A 17,334-nucleotide genomic window follows, 5' to 3' on the forward strand; every position below is an offset into this window, starting at 1 on the left:
TTACATTTTTGTAAATTCCATAGTTGCGCCGTTCATTTCTTTAATGCCAGAACTCATAGATATTTGAAGTGGCGTATTTGCGTTAAAGAATTTAATTATATCAGTATCTCGTTCAGAAAAATAGTAATCTGAAAATAGTTCAGTCACGATGCTTTCAATTTCAGCAGGAACGTATGGGAACTCGCTTCTATTTGTTTCCATTCTATCCCTATATATTGAAAAGCCATCTTCTACAAGTTGAATTGCATCTGGGGCAAATTTATATGTTGTTTTTATTTCGTCTATTAAATTTACGGCATCTTGTTTTTTTAATAAGATCTCATACAATTCATTTTTTTGCTCTGAGCGCTTATCGCTTACTAGAGTATAGTTGTTTATTATATTCATGACTGCATCATTTGATTGAATAAGAGTTACTATTTGACTATACCTTGTGTTGTCATCATAGAAAATTACTTTTTCATTGTTTTGGTTGAGCTTTGCTGTTAAGAAAAGCATAGGGATAGAAACATTAGCAAATTTTTCTTGCGATTTTTTGATGTAATATTCAAACGTGCTAATAGCTTTTTCAGCTTTAGGGGCTGTTAAATAGATACTCTGGTCAAAACGCCCCTTTCTGAATAATTCAGGGTTCTTTTTTACAAGGTCGGTAACGTTATTTGCTGTTGCAATAAATAAGACGTCTGCCTTGTTCTTGCTATTTTTATCTGCAAATTCATTTAATGTTGTAAGCAAATAGCCTAGAACTTGTTTTGATTTTGGGCTATCATTAAACATCTTCTCTATCTCGTCTATTAAAAGAACAAATTTGCCTTCGGTAAATTTAAAGAAGCTAAAAAATTTATTCAAAAGCCCAAAAGTATCGTCGGCATTTATAAAAAAGCTAAGGTTTAGCTCTATTAGGTATCGTTTTAGCTCTCCAGCTATGCACTTGGCAAAAAATGTTTTACCAGTGCCTGGAACACCAGTCAAGAAAAAGCCTTTTGAAATTACGCCGCATTCTTGCCTTGTTTCTATGGCCTTTAGGTTACTCATCATTGTAATAAATGAGCCACTTGTCTTGTCAATAATGTAATCGTCAAAGGTAACGACTGGAGCATATATATTTGACCCTAGTTTCTCACGCAAGATCGTCATTGGATCAATATTCTCTTCTTTTTGCTTTTTGGTTAGTAAGCCATACTTATTATCAACCCTTATAACGTCAAAAATGCCTTTAAATTCTGATGAAAGACTTTCTGGTAAATATGGCGCAATAAATACTATTCTTGCAATACTTCCGTCCGCAAAGGCATTCAAAATGGCTTCTTTGCTTCTTGCAAAAACCAAATTTTCTTCAGACAGATTATATTTCGCTGCCAACTCCTTTTTGCCTTCTTCTGAATAATAGTATTCGTCATCTACTTTTAAATATAACATTAAATTTTTGCTCCTATTGTGTTTTTGTTTTCTTCGTTTTTATCCTGCTTGATACCAAATTTATTATTTATAATATTTTCTGATAAGCTTTTGGTTTCTAGCTTATACACAGCAGCTAAGCTCATTTTTACGTAGTCTTCGTCCATTTTCGGACTACTTAAATAAGAGTCACTATAAGCCTTTAATAGATAAGGTATTCTGCTGGCTTCTTTAGGAATAATGACCGCAACAGTGTTTTTATTATAAGAATACGCGAGGTTGCTTATTTGTTGCATTGCATCATTATCCAATTTTCCATCCTCAAATATATTTTGCATTTTATCTATAATGTCAGTTTGCTTAAAGAAACCATCTCTCTTTTCTAGGACTAAATCATATTTCTTAAAAGAAACATTAAGTCTTTGGACAAATTTTTCATTCTTACCATAATGTTTTGCAAAAATATCTCTTGCTTCTGGACTATCTGTTCGTGAAGCAGATTGAATAAACGCTGCAAAATTATTTCTAACCTCTTGCCCATCAATATAGAGGCTATATGCTTCTGGATGATAGCTTCTAAATTGCATACCTTCGGCCGTAGCTTTTCTATTTGAAATAATTACATCAGGATCAGCGTCCATGCTATGAAATTTATTAATCTCATCTTGGAGCTTATTCTTCTCAGTGATAAGTTTAAAACTTATGTTGTGATTATCTCTAATCTCTTCAAGATTAATTTTATTAATGGCAGAAATTACTTGCTGGTTCTCGCTAAATAGCAATATGGATTTATTTTTATTATCTGAATTTGTTTTTATCATGGTTTCAAGCACAAGCAGTGAGCTTAAAAGAGAAGAGCCTATCTTGTCTGTAAAAAGCGGAAATTTATAGCCTTTTTGGAGCTGCTCTTCAATTAGATCTTTTGCACCTTTATTTACCAGGGTATAAAAAGAATAGAAGGTATCATAATTTCCAGCACTTACCTTTTCTTTGTATAGCACATTGCCATCATTGTCATCTAGTAAATATCTGCCTACATTTGGCAACATTTCTTTTACCATGTCGTAGTCAAATGTGATTTGAAGAGATAAGTTTATCTTTTTGTTATTTGTGCCATCTACAATAGAAAAATCAGGCTTTATTAATAAGTTAGTTAAATTTTGCTTTATAAAATTTTTATTTATTGCTAAATTAAAACCCATTTGGGTATCAAAACCATTCTCACTATGAAATTCTATTTTTTTCTCGTTGTTGATATACGGCAAAATTTTTGGTAAAAAGACCTCTTTTGCAATATTGTATTTTAAAAGTAACTTCTCTTTATTTTTATTTGCATTAATAACAACATCTGGCAATCCACCATTTATTGCAGCCTCTTTAATCATTTCAAGTCCAGACGTTTCTTTATCGTCCTTGTTCTCCATAACAATAAAGTCTTTGATAGACATATCGAAGCCATAATAGTCTATTAAATTCTGAAATCCTTTTAGGTTTTCGCCGACGAGCTTGTTAAAAAGCCTTTTTTCTTTTTTAATATCCTCTGCTTCATCATCTTCAATTTTTACTTTGATAAGAGATATTTTTAGGGCATCAACAAGGCCATTAATTGTGCTTATAAATTTATTAGCTTTATTTTGAACAAAATATTTTTTTGCATAAAGAGATGCGATAGCAAATTTATTGTTGTAAATGTATGTATCTTTATCTATTTTTACATCATAAAGCGTATCAGGTGATTTTGTGATTTTTAGTTTATCTGCTTCTGATTTTGCTCTAAAATTTTCTGCCAAAATAGAGGCATTAGAGCATAACAAGACATTTTCTTTGTCTGCTAAATTTGGAAAATATTCTTGCACAAAGCTGATATCGGCTAAGTCTATGCTATCAACTTCTTTAAATTTTTTAATATCATCTTCAATGTATTTTTTAGACAATGCGCTAATAATAGTTTCAAAAGCACGATTGATACCACTCAAAATACCGCCATCACTTTTCAACTTATCTTTATCGTTTAAAATTTCTTCATAAGAAGATGTATCTATTGCTTCGTTACGTCTAGCCATAAATTCTTCTAATTGTCCGCATAAAGCAGGTAAAACCCTATTAGCTCTTACTAAAAATGGATCAAACTTTGCATGCCTATCATGATCAGTTGCGCTAATAAAGGCATCTTTGGTCACTAGATCATTTATTTCTGGTAGTGTTGTTGCGAGGTATATAATACTTGATAAAAGATCTGGTATCTCCCTTATAGAAAAAACACTTTGTAAATTTTCTTTTTTGGTAGCAGAAATTTCAACAGATATATTGCTATTTAAAATGGCGTTTTGTAATCCAATATTGCTTAGAGTATCTTCTCCTTGGTTCTTATGTGACTCGTCTATTATGTTTATAGACGCATTTTTACCATTTTGTAGAGTAAAGGTATTACTCTTGGTGCTTAATATTTTGGCTTGATCACTTGCTCTTAGTTTTATACTCTCTTTAGTATCTAACGAAATTTTTGTTTCCCAGGATTGATTATTGTTTTTTATAAAATCTACCGTTATTATGTTTTTATTAAGTTGGACACTTTCAAAAAGCTCTTGTTTTTCAGGGTTAAATTTTAAGCCTTGCGGCTTTGCTGAAACAATAGACAGCCCATACTTAGAAAACTTACTAGGCATTAGGATAAAATCAGAATTTTGCTTGTAGTTTAGCCTTAAAGACTGAGTATTAGCATTGCTTGAATTATTCGTATATTTATCCAAAAGTAGCTGGTAATCTTTTCTTCTGCCAATAGTGTTTGAGTTGCTATTTATAGCAGGAAAAAGAAAATCTTTATAAGCAGAAAGTAAAATTTCTTTGTTATGTCTTAGGGCAAAACTATTTTTAAGACTATCTAAGCCTTCATGTAATTGTGATATTAGCTCGTCATAATTTACCACATTAAGCAGTGGTAAAGCTCTATCAAATATGGCTTTATTTTCATCTAAGTTCTTTTTGACAGCAAGTTTTGTGGTCGCTATCTGATTTTCAAGAAATTCACCAACCCTTATGATAATACCCACAGCTTCCTTGTTGTTTGCCATAACGTCATTGATAGTTCCCATATAATTGCCAAGCTTATCATGGTCAAATTCTGAACTTTTTATGATATTGCTTTTTATACCCTCAAAGTCATTAAAAGAATTCTCAATAACGCGTGATAGATCCTGAACTGAAATTTCGTTTTTATGCGCTTCACCTAGAGTTGTATGAGTAATTTCTTTGCAAGCTTTGATAAATTCATCTCTAATTTCATTAAACTTATTACTAATTAAAATGTGAGCATCTCCTTTTTTACTTTTTCTATCAAAAGGAAACACTATAATTTCGTTGTTGTCGCTTAATTTTTTCAAAGAGCTATTTGGTATAAAATCAATCGTGTCTTTTGCATCTTTATATAGTTTTGACAATTTTTCGCATGTTTCTTCATTGCTAAAGCTATAAATTCTCTCCACGCTAGTGTTAAATTTGATATCTTTACTGCCACTACTTAAAAAATATTTATCTAAATAATTGATACTTTGCAGCTTTGCTGCTTCGCCAATATTCATTAAGAGTTCTTCGCCTGGAAGCATAGTTTGCATATTATTTTTGGAAACTATATTGATCCTTAAGTCCTTATTAGCAATTTTTCGTCTATCTTCTAATATTTTTTCATAAGCGTTGCCAATCGCAGTTCTGATCTTGTCATAGTCGGCTATATCTATATATCCATTTCGTGCTATATAATCTAAATAATAAGCATATACTGCCGCCATATTGTGGTTAAAAACATCTTTTTCGTTTATTTTTCTATTGTTTCTTTCTGTATTCAAAAGATCAAGGTAAATTTCTAAAAATGGTCTTTGCGGTAATTGCGTATTGATTAGATCTTTGATCTCGCTTCTGCTTTTATTCTTAAAGTAAGAGATGAAAGATAGTGCCACAAAAGGGAATTCGTCCTTTAAGGCATATTCTCCCTTGCGTTGATCGTCTTTTTCTGATTGTAAAAATTTCTTAATAATGTTTGGTATATTTAATACGCCTATTTCACTTGTGTATTCTTTCTGAAATTTTGGGTCAATAAAATCAATCTTGTCTGAAATACCTTTTAAATTAACTGTATGTAAAATTTCAGGGAAAGTTTGCACTAGCTGTCCAACTATGTCTGTTGCATTGCCATTTTGTATGTAAAAATTTGAAGGATTTTTATCTCCAAGGGCATATAAGACGTTTAACGCTGTCCTTGTCTTTCCACTTCGTGGGGCAAAGTTCAGGTCAGCTCTTTTAACTCCAGCACTTAAAATTGCTTCTGGAGAAAAATATTGATGTTCTTTAAGCTTATTTAAAAAGAGTAGTTTTATTCTATTACCATCAAAAGCTTTTTGAATTTCATCGTTAGCCTGCCTTGTCATAGATGAAGCAACGTCGGCTATTGTCTTGTCCTTATTTGCAAGAAGAGTATTTATTACTGCTTTGGGAAGTTTTTCTGGTGCTATATCGCCTATGGTTTTATCTAAATAGTTGTCGCTAAATTCTTCTTTTGCTACTGAAAGTAGCTCTTTTTTTGCGTTCTCTATTTGCGCAGAGCGATTGACAAGCATAAGGTGGTGTGCATTAAATAAAATTGAATGCGCCACTATCTTGGTGGTATTTTTTATTAGCTCCAATCCATCTTTATATTTTACTATGGCTTCTTCAGCACGCTTATAAAATTTATTATCCTCAACTATTCTTTCTAATTCTAAAAATTGATTACTTAATGCCTTTTTGTTATTTTGGGCATATATGGCATCTATTGCATTGACTATCTCTTGTTTTTTGCTAGTATCAAGATCTTTAAAAAATTTTGAGCCATATATTTTTTTATTTGTGCTTTCGAGATTTGGTAAGGTCAAGATGCTGTCTAAATAGGCTTTAGAAATCGTGTATATTTTTTTCATTTCCTCGGAGCTGTTGTAATTTAATTGAAAAATCTCTTTCGGTGTTATTTTGCCCTTGGAGAAGATATTGCTTAAAATAGCATTTAACTCTTTTCTGCTTATAATGTTGTTGCTCTCCAAATAATCTCTAAAAGAGTTAAAGTAGGCTAGCTGGTTATTAATTAGCTTCTTTTTTTTATTAAAGTCGGTAGGGATTACTTTTAATCTATCATTTTCAAGGCTTACAAGCTTTTCTTGTAACATCTCATTATAGACAAAGCTAGCAGGGACGTTGATATGTCCTAGAAGCTCGTTGTCTTTATTTAAAACTCCATAAAATTCAAATGGGATAATCCTTGTAACGTTTTCTGTGCTATCTATAATAGAGGTTAAATTTAGCATAGCCGAGTATGTTTTATCGTTTGATAGTAGATTTGTTATCTGATTAAATTGTTTTGTCTTTAGTTCATCAGAGCTTTCAGCGATAGAAGAATAATTATCCAATGCTTTTACACAAAGGTTATAAAAAATTTCTTTCTTTTTATCGCTGCTAAGATCTATTTTAAGAGGATAGCCTAAATTTTTTACGCAGCCATCTCCTCCAAACGCAGCATTATAAACTGGTGGGTTATTGTCAAGATTTTCTAAGTCATACCCTTTTTGTTTGTAGGCTTCTAAATATACGTATTTGTTGATTTTTTCTTCATCAGTCAATGAAGCATCGTCGCCTTGCGGTATTGATCTAGGAGAACTCTTTATTTTTCCATTATTAATGCTTGTAGTATGAAATGGAATAATATCAATTCTTGCATCATTTCTAGTAAGGGCATTTACAACATCTAAATAGTATTTCTGATTTGTTGCAAGTTCATGCTCTAGCCTCATAATTTTTGCCGATTTATCTTCAATACTTAGAAAATCCGATTTTAAGCTAACCGAACTAATGTTTAAGAGCTTGTCCAGCAAATATCTATTGTGTATATTGCCCAAAGAAGCATTAATACTATTAAAAACCTTAGTATCGATAGTTTTTTCAGCCTTGCTATGTGTAAGGCACAATTCTTTATCTGCTCCTAGTTTAATGCTGGAGAGTTTAACTTTAGATCCAAAGCCTGCTTTCGCCACAATAAATCCATTTAGGCCTGATAGCAAGGTCTTGGCTTCGCTTGTGGATAGCTCTAGGTCACTAATATCATAGTATTGTTTTTGCTCTGCATCATAAGAGCGGCCTAGTTGATAAAATAGATCAAAGTTCTCCGAAATTTCTTGCTCAGTTTTTGCCTTTGTGACAAGCTCTACTGATCCAAAATTTCTACTTTCTAGTTCGCTTGTATTGTTTGATAAAATACTAATGTTTTGGGTAATACCAGGCGTTGTTGATAAAGAGGTTTCTAGTTCTGTTTCGCTTAATTTTAATCCCTGCGGAACAATTATCTGGTTGTTTTGAGAGGATAAATTTAAAACATTTGCAAAAAAGTTACCCAAATCGCTTTTTGATCTTATCTCTTTATTGACTTTTTCTATACTAAAATCTTTTATAAAGTCTATGTATCGTTCAAGCGTTGGTGAGCTTGCAGGGTTTTCAATATAAAAAGTTACAAAGTCTTTTAAAGAGCCTGGAAAATCTATAAAATCTTTGTTCTTATTGACGAGTGTCTCAAAAAGTGAAATCCGTCTTGTATCGCTTGAAATGTTTGAGGTTGAAAAAATTTCTCTATGAATATCAGCATATATACTCTTTGCTGTTTCGCCCCTTGATATTCTTGTTTCAATATTATTTATAGTATGTGTCGCTTTTATAGTAGTTTCATGCTCTTTATAAAATTCATATTGCTCTTCTATCGCTTGCAGTCCGACAAGGTGGATAATGTTTTTTAAAAGTTGTGTTTTTAAAAGAAGCTCTTTTTGGATATTTAATACTTCGATCAGTGTATTAAATTTTTCTTGGTCTAGCTGCTTGCCCCAAAAAACACTTTGCCCCATTCTTTTAGCTTCTTGGTGTCCTATATTTGAATTTAATGTAATCTTTTTTAATGATTGACTATCGAAAAACACATCCAAATAACCACCGCCTACTCTATGTTGCATAAAACTTACATCCATTTTTATATTATGCTGCTCTTCTAGGTAATCTAATATAGCAATAACTTCTTCTTTTAGTTTAGGGGAATTGACAGAGAACATGTTTTCTCTTGTTACTGTTATTAGTGCAAATGGAGCATTGTTTGTAGTTTCGGTCGTCTTTATTGATGTTTTTTCGTTTATTGTTTCAAATTTAAGATTGCCTACTTCATATTTTTTAATACCATTAGACAGAAAGAAGGCATCTACCCTTTGGTTGTAGTTTAATTCTAAATCTTGTCTTTCAAAATTAATATTTGGAAATTTTGAAACCAGATCGTCAAAAACTTCATCTTTTGTGCTTGCAGAAAGAACAAATGTATAATCATTGAAATGTAGATTGGCCATTTATGCCCCTTTTATATTTTTGCAAGCATTTTAAATTATAGGGTATTATTTTAGCATAAAAAATAAAAAAATATTATAAACTTTACTAAAAATTGTTTTTTTTAGATAAAAATAGTAAAATGTTTCATTAATAAAAAATTTAGGCAAAAAGATGAGCGCAATTAGCTATACGGATGAGCAGTTTAAAATAATACAAGAGGTTTCACAACATAGAAACATTTGTCCAAATATGCTAGTGTCAGCTGGTGCTGGAACTGGCAAAAGTTTTACTATCAAAGAAGCATTAATCAACTATTTTACTAATTGCCACTATGGAATTAGGGATTGGAAGTTTGATCCTGCGACGCAAAGAATAGATTATGACAGCGGTATGTCATATAGACATGATGCACTATATTTGGTTTTTAACAGAGCCATGGCAGATTATTTTAAAAATTTAATAAAAAAAGTAGATATTGAAATATCACTGGTAGATAATCTATGGTTAAGCGATATTGTAGATGTAAAAACATATCACTCTTTTTTAAAGAGTGGTGAAAATATGCAACGTGCATTAGCTCAGGTTGGGATCAATGATCTAAATGCAGTAAAAATCAACTATGCAAAAAATGGGCTTACCAAAAATGATTATGCCGTAATCGCCAATAAGCTAACCAATAGTTTCTTTGAAAATCGTATTTTGCAATATAACCAAACAGACGAAGAAACTCTTAAAATGCTAAGAGGCTATTCTCGATCAATCAGGGGAGAAATTGAGAAGTTTTTTAATGTCTATCTCAAAAGCGATAATGTTGCCTATAATATTAGGGGTGCGCATAAGGCTTTTGTAGATGCAGGATTAAGCTATGACGATACTCCGTTTAAGTCTTGTGGGGTCGAATATACGCTTGCTAAATTTTGTGCCAATAACTCAGTTACTCCAGAAGCGGTTCTTGCCCATGAGATAAACAAGGCACTAGATACGGCCATAAAAGAAAATGAGCTAGAAATTTCACACACTTACTATTATAAGCGAATTTATGAATATGCTATGAAGGACGATGATTTTTTAAAAGAGATTTTTCATAAATACGATTTAATTGTGATTGATGAGGCACAAGATGCCGATGCGATGATTTTTAATCTGATCCATAAATATATGAATATTGCTAGAGAGGATGAATGTTTAAAAAACAAATACTTTTTGGCATTTGGCGATCCTAAGCAGTCAATTTACAAATTTAATGGTTCATTTAATATTTTTGAGTGGGCAAACCAAAATAACTCTTGGTTTCAGGATCTGACACTTACAACATCTTTTAGGTATGGTGAAAATATTGCGAAGTTTGGCGAGAAAATTGCAAGACACATTCACCCTAACGATAGACTGATTGGCAATGAAAGAGTTAAAGACACAATAGATAGCAAAGTCTTTGATAATGATACACTGGCAAGAGTAATAATAGAAAATTACAACAAAGAAGAAAGCCATAAAACTGACGCAAAGAGCCGAAAAAACAATACGGCCATCATTTTTAGAACAAATAGTGGTTGTATTGATTGTTTTAATGAACTTAGTAAATCGCTTGAAAAAATAGTTGCGAGCGACTATCCAGATAGTGATTTTTCACCAGATAACGTTGTCCTAGATCCAGCAATAAAAAAGGATCTAAAGGGTGTATATCAAAAAAATATATTCTCTGTGATTGAGAGTGATTATGTAAAAAATCAAATTCGGAAAGCTTATTCTATTTTACAGCCTGATTTTGATGGAGATGTGCTAAATATAAGCATGGCCGTAAAAGATGAAAACGTAAGAAAACTACTTGAAAAAATGCCAGAGTATAACTACCTGGTGAGATATGACGAGGCGTTTTTGGAAAAATATCTTAATATACGCGCCAAGGCCAATGCTAGTGTTATTATTACAAACGTTCATCAGTCCAAGGGAAAAGAGTATAAAAATGTCATTATAGGAGATGATTTTTTTACTAGAAAGAACGAGTATTATTGCACTGACGAAGAGATTAACATTGCTCATACGGCAGTTACACGTGCTAAGAGTTCTATTTTGTTTTATGAACGAGATAGCAACAAGAATTTCTTGCGTTATTTTTATTGTAAGGATGAAAGCCCAAGCTCTGATACAAAGATAGATCAGAATTTTTTTTCATATAAAAAAATCACAGAGCCAGTAGAAGGCGAGGATGATAGAATAAGTATAAATAGTGATATTTATGATGATCAAGACGAGCCTTTTGTAAATAATAGCAATAGAGTGACGTTCTCTTTCCCTAAAATGTAGAAGGCTTAATGGCGGAGATTTAAGATGGCAAGTATTTTAATTAAAGGGTCAGATGGTTCTTTTTGTAAGTATGAATTTGAAAGTAGATCTGAGCTTTCAAGTATTTTTTATCAGTCGCTACTTTCAAAATACCACCTTGCTGGCAGAGTTATAAAATGTGGTTGTAACCCTAAAAAAGAGCTTTGGATGTCAGTTGTAAGCCGAGGTGGTCTTTTTCTAAGAACTTTCCCAAAGATAACGCAAACCCACGAAGATGAGTGCATATTTAGCAATACTGCTAGCGAGCTTTATGATGAAGAAACACAAACTTACTCTCTATCACTTTTTAAGGAGCCAACGAAGAGCGAAGCAGATGAGAATAGCAGCAATGCTATGAAGCGAATAATGGCAAAAGCAACTACTTTTAATAGTTTTTGTATCGACTGGATTAGTAGTGCAAACGCCTTTGCTTTCAATATTGCAAACAAAGGAAATGATAGATATATCCAAAATTATACTTATGAAAATTTCAGATATGGCCTGAATAAAAGCGATATAAAAATTTCTAAGATAGGCTCGATTGAAAATATAAAAGATCGTAGCGATTTTTTCTTGTTCAAGGGTATTACTTTTGATGATCTAACAAAATATGATGATAGCGATGATGACAAATCTATTGCAGAGATACATTTTCAAGATAGCAAATACATTATAAAAAGCACGGTAAAGAGGGTAAAAATTGCAATAAAAAGACTAAAAATTTTTAACAATTTTATTCAACCTCCTTACTTTGTAATAGCTTCGGTGAGTAGAAACTTGGCTGTTAGACTTTTTGTTTGTCCAGTATTTTTTAGTGCAGAAAAAGAGCAGATAGCCTTTATTGAGAGTGAAAATGAACGAGATATGGCAAGAAAGCTTTTTGCTGCAAATAGGACTTTTTTCAAATCGGTATCAGACGAACACAATAGATTAAGCAAAAAGAAATTCCCCTATTTTCGTAGTCAATATAGACCTGATTTTTTTGTTTTTGGCGAGGGTAATATTCTTGTAGTAGAGCTTAGTGGATTTGACACCCAAGAATATATAGACCAGCTAAAAGATAAAGAAAAAGATTATCGACAAATTGTGAATTTCAACCAAAATAAAGAGATCACTTTTAGCTACAAAAGAGTAAATGCTCTTACAAATCAGGTCGAAGTGGCGTTTGAACCAAGAAAATAACTATAATGCTCTCATTTGCTCGATGTAAAAATAAGCCAATCTCTCGCTGTCAAGTGCGTATTTTTCGTATTGACTGACATTTATCATATCCAGTAAGGTCCAAATTTCATCTTTGTTTTCTAACCAAAATTGTTCTAAGACTGGAGCAAGCGAAAGCGGTTTTCGTGAGGTTGTATTTTTGCTGCTAACCTTGCATAGTCTTTCATTGTATGGCAAATTTAGACTTAGTAAATTTAATCCAACCTGCTCTGCTGTTATCGAAAAATGTGTTACGGTATTTATGGTTCTAAGATCAAGAGAGTTGATCAATTTGGCTATTCTATCACCCTCGTTTTTGTAGTATATATTTAAAATAGTCCGAATTTTTTCTTTTATGGCTTCTAGCCTTTGTGTGAGATCATCGTTTATTAAGACATCGGTAGCATCGTTTGAGTAGTTTAGCATAGAGTATGCCAATCCCAACAATGCTACGTCTTTTAATTCATTGCGCGTTGATCTTATGCCCATTGCTTGATGAATTTGATTTCTATAAATTTACAAATTAATTTTGCCAAAAATAACATAGAAGCTATTGGCAAAATGATAGCAATTTCAAAGCTTTCTTTTAAATAGACAAACAAAAAAACTGCAAACAAATTTGCAAAAAACAGTGCGATAAAACCAATTAAAATACTATTTTTCATCTATGATCCTCCTTTCTTTTTTAACCAATTCTATCACACGTTTTTATGCCTTGCAACCTCAAAGATCATTCATAAGTTTTACGTTTATTTCTCTTATTGCTTCTTTTATCAAAGCATTAGCCTCTTGTTCTTTTCCTAACCTTTTTGACAAATCTAGGGTGATATTGTAGAGCGTGATGTTCTCTTTTGAAAAATTAGCACACTCCATCCCTGCTACTACATAACTCTCTACTATCTCGCCCAACTCTTTTGGACTTTTTGTCGCACCTAGCTTTGCCAAAAGCTCGTCTGGAAGCTCTATCTTTTTTAATGCCATTGTTCTTTCCTTTCTGATTTTATTTCTTAATGCCCTCTAGCTCAATATATCCCATGCTTTTTGAACTTTTTTCTGGGAAATTTTTAGGTCTAGCTATCTATTTTTGTCCCAAATCCTGACATAACTTTTTCAAGCACAGAATACATTTTGTTCAAATTAATCCAAAAACCTAGTTTATTTTTTATAACTCAATATAAAATAGAGTTATACGCAAAAGCTATTTGATTTAAATGATAAAAGCCATTTTTTATATTATTTCTCTTTTCATATAGTAAAATTTCAAGAGATAATACTTTTTGCATAGCCAAGCTGCCTTTTAAAAGTTTAAAACTAAATTTATAATAATATAGCCAATTATAATAAAAAAATCAATACAAAAGTTACAATATTTTCTCTTTTATTAATTCAAATAAAAAGATATATTTATTACTTGACAATACAATCTATTATGATATAATTTCTAAATATATTTACATAATAATTATTAAAAATAAGAGCGATTAAAAAATCTGCCCTTGTGATAAATCATAAAAAATATTTTACATAATGTCCTATTATGTAAAATAAAAGGAGAATTTTATGAAAAATAATGAGAAATTAGACTTTGCAGACGAGATGGCAAATTATAGAGATAGTTTCATTTCTTATAATAAGATAGCAGACAAGAGCATTAACACAATTAATACATATAAAAATTGCCTTGATGGCTTTGTAGAGTTTTGTTATGAGAATAATGATGTAATTAGCTTTAATAATCTAAGTCATAAGCATATAACTGATTATTTTATATGGTTAGATGACTTATATAGAAAAAAACAACACAAAAAGATTGCTAATAGGACTAAAAGTATATCAAGCTCAACAAAGATTAGCTATTTAACTATTTTAAAGATTTTCTTTAAGTATATTACTAATAATAATGACAAGCTTATAGATTTAGAAAAAATACTAGATAACTATAAGATTGCAAAGAAAAAGACGAGCAAGCTTGAAAATTTTATGAAAGAGGGCGAGAGAGATAAAATTTTAGACTATATAGAAAATAAGCTGGTTAAAAAACCTGAATATAGATATATTAAAAATTATAGAAATTCATTGCTTATAAAACTAATGCTAAAAAGTGGACTTAGAATAAGCGAGGCGTTAAATCTTAAATTTTGCGACTTTCAAGAGAGTGACGACGGGGAATTTTATGACATAAATATACTAGCCAAAGGTGGAGAGTATCAAACGGCATATATACCAAAAAGCCATATAGAAGATGATTTTGAGAGGCTATCTAGCATATACCCACCTGAAAGCTATATATTTACAAATAAAAATGGCGACAAGCCTATTTCTAGGCAATGCGTATATACTTTACTAGAGCGTATATATAGAAAATGTGGCATAGTAAATAAAAGGGGTTGCCATATACTAAGGCACTCGTTTGCTATGAATATGGTCGAGAAAAATACAAATTTAGGCGTTATCCAAAAGGCTCTTAGGCACAAAAAGATACAGACAACAATGATCTATGCAGACGCTACTGGGGATATGGTTAAGAAAGAGATGAAAAGAGTGATGTAAGCAAAAAGTATGTATAATATACATATAAAAAGGCAAAAATTTGAGTAAAAATGACAAATTATTAAAAGAGCTTGAAAATAATCCTAAAAATGTAAGATTTGAAGTACTTGAAAAGTTGCTTTTAAATAATGGCTTTAATTTACGTGGCATAAAAGGCTCACATCATCAATTTACAAATGGTAAAATTTTGCTTACTTTGCCATATAAAAAGCCGATGAAAACGTATTATGTCAAGCTAGTTTTAGACGCCATAAAGGACAAACAATGAAAAATTTAGACTACTATCTAAACCTACCGTATAAAATAGAGCTTAAAAAAATACCACAAAACCAAGGTGGTGGTTGGGGTGCGTTTATGCCTGAACTTAATAGCATTGCATTTTTTTATGGTGATGGCGAAAGTAAAGAAGAAGCCTTAGCCGAGCTTGAAGAAGCTTTTAAATTTACTATAGAAACAGCACTTGCTGACGGTATAAAAATACCAGAGCCGATCGACGAAAACGCCAAAGTTCGAATAAATTTAACCATACCAAAAGGTGTTTTAAACGCTATTGACGCCGTAACTTCTAACCGCTCGGCGTGGCTAAGTGAGCTTGCTAGAAAAGCGTTGGCGATTTGATGTTAATTGCAAAAAATTAGATTACTACCTAAATTTGTCATACGTTTTAATCGTTGTGAAAGACAAAGACTTTGGTGGCTTGTTTTACTTCTATGCTTACTATAAATGCATGTATAATACTAGTCACGTCTTATTTAGGCGTTATCCAAAAGGCTCTTAGGCACAAAAAAATACAGACAACAATGATCTATGCAGACGCTACTGGGGATATGGTTAAGAAAGAGATGAGGCGGATAGAGGGAAATTAAGCCAGGGATTGTCAATCAAAATGTTTTTTAAAATTTCAAATTTTGTTTAAAACGTGCGAAGCTTGGGCTGGCATATTGTTGTTGCCGTTTTTAAACTTGCATAACATTATTTAAAATGGTCGCTTGATGACGATTTTAAGCGCGCTTGGGGAATTCTAAACTTTCATTACACCATTTAAAACTATAAATTCCACGCCATTTATACCTATCCTCTTTGTTCTAAACTTCCAAAATATTGTTTAAAATCGAAGTGGGGAATGAGCGTGCTCTCTTGGCTATATAGTTCTAAACTTTCAATATATTATTTAAAACATTAGCTACAAAGCTATCGTAAGGGGTCATATCCTGTTCTAAACTTTCAATATATTGTTTAAAACGCTCTTTTTCTATATTTAAAAATACCAAGTTATCGTAGTTCTAAACCTCCACTACATTGTTTAAAACATTTTGTAAAAGATAAATGACGTCGATTATCCTTGCTCTAAACTTTCAATATATTGTTTAAAACTAATCTTCAAATGATCGCAAAGATCAGTCCTTGTGTTCTAAACTTTCATTATATTGTTTAAAACAACAAAAACGTCGCTACTTTTTTCTCGCTCTCGTAGTTTTAAACTTTCAATATATTATTTAAAATTATGCACCAAGTGCATCACTTATTGAGCCACCTCCTGCGTTCTAAACTTCCACTACATTGTTTTAAACGATAATAGAGCTTGCTGTTTTTGTAAGGCAAGAGTTTAGTTTTAAACTTCCATTACATTGTTTAAAACATCTAGTCTTTGGCTTTGATAGCCGCCATATATATGTTCTAAACTTTCAATATATTACTTAAAACACTATTTATCAGGTTAAAAAGCTCGCCTTTCTCCGCGTTCTAAACCTTCACTACATTGTTTAAAATACAAAAAGCACAATATATATTTTCTTGTGCGATGTTCTAAACTTCCATTACATTGTTTAAAACAGCGTAGTCCTTCAGCGTTTGCATCCATTCCATCGGTTCTAAACTTCCACTATATTGTTTAAAACGGTAGCAATGGAGCAAGTGCATTGAAAGCCTTTGAGTGTTCTAAACTTCCACTATATTGTTTAAAACCTTGTAAATTTGTGCCTAAATCTTTTATATCTTTGTTCTAAACTTCCACTACATTGTTTAGAACTAGACCCAAATTTTATTTTTAAGGCGGAGCGAAACAGTTCTAAACTTCCACTACATTGTTTAAAACCGCACGGAGTGGATAATGTAAATCAAAAGTGTATAAGTTCTAAACTTCCACTACATTGTTTAAAACGATGAAAATTCGGCGACTTTTAGCGATATTACCGAAAGTTCTAAACTTCCACTACATTGTTTAAAACAGCAACAAATCTACGTATTATAGGGCAAGAAGCTCTTTGGGTAAAAAATATATATTAAAAACAACTTAATATATATAGTCTATTATCTACCTTGCCCCTTTAGTAGATATTCTTAAAAGCTTTTAAGAAGCTTTATTGAGATCATTCAATTATTTTTTAAATTCTTGTAAAAATAAAAAAATATAATCAAATTTTAAAATTTCACAAAATTATTTAAAACATTTTAATTGACAATGATAAATAAAAGAACTTAACTATC

Annotated in this window: 10 protein-coding genes; 5 read left to right on the forward strand and 5 right to left on the reverse strand. The window is 31.6% G+C overall.

Annotated features, from left to right (window positions below):
• Both CCS77_RS09875 and CCS77_RS09880 read right to left on the reverse strand, forming a co-directional pair.
• Nucleotides 1-1,419, reverse strand: coding sequence for an AAA family ATPase (locus CCS77_RS09875; RefSeq protein ID WP_103642847.1), 1,419 nt, complete (start codon nucleotides 1,417-1,419; stop codon nucleotides 1-3).
• The gene (locus CCS77_RS09880; RefSeq protein ID WP_107917352.1) at nucleotides 1,419-8,795 is read right to left on the reverse strand and encodes a hypothetical protein; all 7,377 of its coding nucleotides are present in this window, start codon (nucleotides 8,793-8,795) and stop codon (nucleotides 1,419-1,421) included. The genes CCS77_RS09875 and CCS77_RS09880 overlap by 1 nt, the downstream gene beginning before the upstream one ends.
• Before the next feature lie 151 nt (nucleotides 8,796-8,946).
• On the opposite strand from CCS77_RS09880, the gene CCS77_RS09885 reads away from it, so the two are divergent.
• Both CCS77_RS09885 and CCS77_RS09890 read left to right on the forward strand, forming a co-directional pair.
• Entirely contained in the window at nucleotides 8,947-11,079 is a 2,133-nt protein-coding gene (locus CCS77_RS09885; protein ID WP_103642849.1) for a UvrD-helicase domain-containing protein, read from the forward strand.
• A 24-nt stretch (nucleotides 11,080-11,103) separates the two neighbouring features.
• A complete protein-coding gene (locus CCS77_RS09890; RefSeq protein ID WP_107917353.1) occupies nucleotides 11,104-12,279 on the forward strand; it encodes a hypothetical protein in 1,176 nt (391 codons plus the stop codon).
• Here CCS77_RS09890 and CCS77_RS09895 read toward each other — a convergent pair whose 3' ends face one another.
• From CCS77_RS09895 to CCS77_RS09905, 3 genes are read right to left on the reverse strand one after another with little or no spacing between them, the layout of a single operon-like run.
• Nucleotides 12,280-12,741: a hypothetical protein gene (locus CCS77_RS09895; RefSeq protein WP_152025747.1), complete on the reverse strand. Its 462-nt coding sequence runs from the start codon at nucleotides 12,739-12,741 to the stop codon at nucleotides 12,280-12,282.
• A gap of 35 nt (nucleotides 12,742-12,776) precedes the next feature.
• Nucleotides 12,777-12,962 carry a hypothetical protein gene (locus tag CCS77_RS09900; RefSeq protein WP_107917355.1) on the reverse strand — a complete coding sequence of 62 codons (186 nt, stop codon included), beginning with the start codon at nucleotides 12,960-12,962 and terminating at the stop codon, nucleotides 12,777-12,779.
• Between the two features lie 58 nt (nucleotides 12,963-13,020).
• Nucleotides 13,021-13,278 (reverse strand): hypothetical protein, encoded by a 258-nt coding sequence (locus CCS77_RS09905; RefSeq protein WP_103592737.1) that lies wholly within the window; start codon nucleotides 13,276-13,278, stop codon nucleotides 13,021-13,023.
• A 579-nt stretch (nucleotides 13,279-13,857) separates the two neighbouring features.
• On the opposite strand from CCS77_RS09905, the gene CCS77_RS09910 reads away from it, so the two are divergent.
• From CCS77_RS09910 to CCS77_RS09920, 3 genes are read left to right on the forward strand one after another with little or no spacing between them, the layout of a single operon-like run.
• Complete coding sequence (locus CCS77_RS09910; protein WP_107917356.1) at nucleotides 13,858-14,847, forward strand: tyrosine-type recombinase/integrase; 990 nt, start codon at nucleotides 13,858-13,860, stop codon at nucleotides 14,845-14,847.
• 40 nt (nucleotides 14,848-14,887) lie between these two features.
• On the forward strand, nucleotides 14,888-15,115 hold the full coding sequence (locus CCS77_RS09915; protein WP_012000867.1) for a type II toxin-antitoxin system HicA family toxin: 228 nt from the start codon (nucleotides 14,888-14,890) through the stop codon (nucleotides 15,113-15,115).
• Nucleotides 15,112-15,465 carry a hypothetical protein gene (locus tag CCS77_RS09920; protein WP_012000860.1) on the forward strand — a complete coding sequence of 118 codons (354 nt, stop codon included), beginning with the start codon at nucleotides 15,112-15,114 and terminating at the stop codon, nucleotides 15,463-15,465. The genes CCS77_RS09915 and CCS77_RS09920 overlap by 4 nt, the downstream gene beginning before the upstream one ends.
• The last annotated feature ends 1,869 nt before the right edge of the window (nucleotides 15,466-17,334 follow it).

Origin of the sequence: Campylobacter concisus (genome assembly GCF_003048375.1) — a bacterium.
Taxonomy (GTDB): domain Bacteria; phylum Campylobacterota; class Campylobacteria; order Campylobacterales; family Campylobacteraceae; genus Campylobacter_A; species Campylobacter_A concisus_T.

Excerpts from the sequence above, each read along its gene's own strand:
- CCS77_RS09875 (WP_103642847.1), bottom strand. The coding sequence starts at position 1,419 with ATGTTATATTTAAAAGTAGATGACGAATACTATTATTCAGAAGAAGGC.
- CCS77_RS09880 (WP_107917352.1), bottom strand. The coding sequence starts at position 8,795 with ATGGCCAATCTACATTTCAATGATTATACATTTGTTCTTTCTGCAAGC.
- CCS77_RS09885 (WP_103642849.1), top strand. The coding sequence starts at position 8,947 with ATGAGCGCAATTAGCTATACGGATGAGCAGTTTAAAATAATACAAGAG.
- CCS77_RS09890 (WP_107917353.1), top strand. The coding sequence starts at position 11,104 with ATGGCAAGTATTTTAATTAAAGGGTCAGATGGTTCTTTTTGTAAGTAT.
- CCS77_RS09900 (WP_107917355.1), bottom strand. The coding sequence starts at position 12,962 with ATGAAAAATAGTATTTTAATTGGTTTTATCGCACTGTTTTTTGCAAAT.
- CCS77_RS09905 (WP_103592737.1), bottom strand. The coding sequence starts at position 13,278 with ATGGCATTAAAAAAGATAGAGCTTCCAGACGAGCTTTTGGCAAAGCTA.
- CCS77_RS09910 (WP_107917356.1), top strand. The coding sequence starts at position 13,858 with ATGAAAAATAATGAGAAATTAGACTTTGCAGACGAGATGGCAAATTAT.
- CCS77_RS09920 (WP_012000860.1), top strand. The coding sequence starts at position 15,112 with ATGAAAAATTTAGACTACTATCTAAACCTACCGTATAAAATAGAGCTT.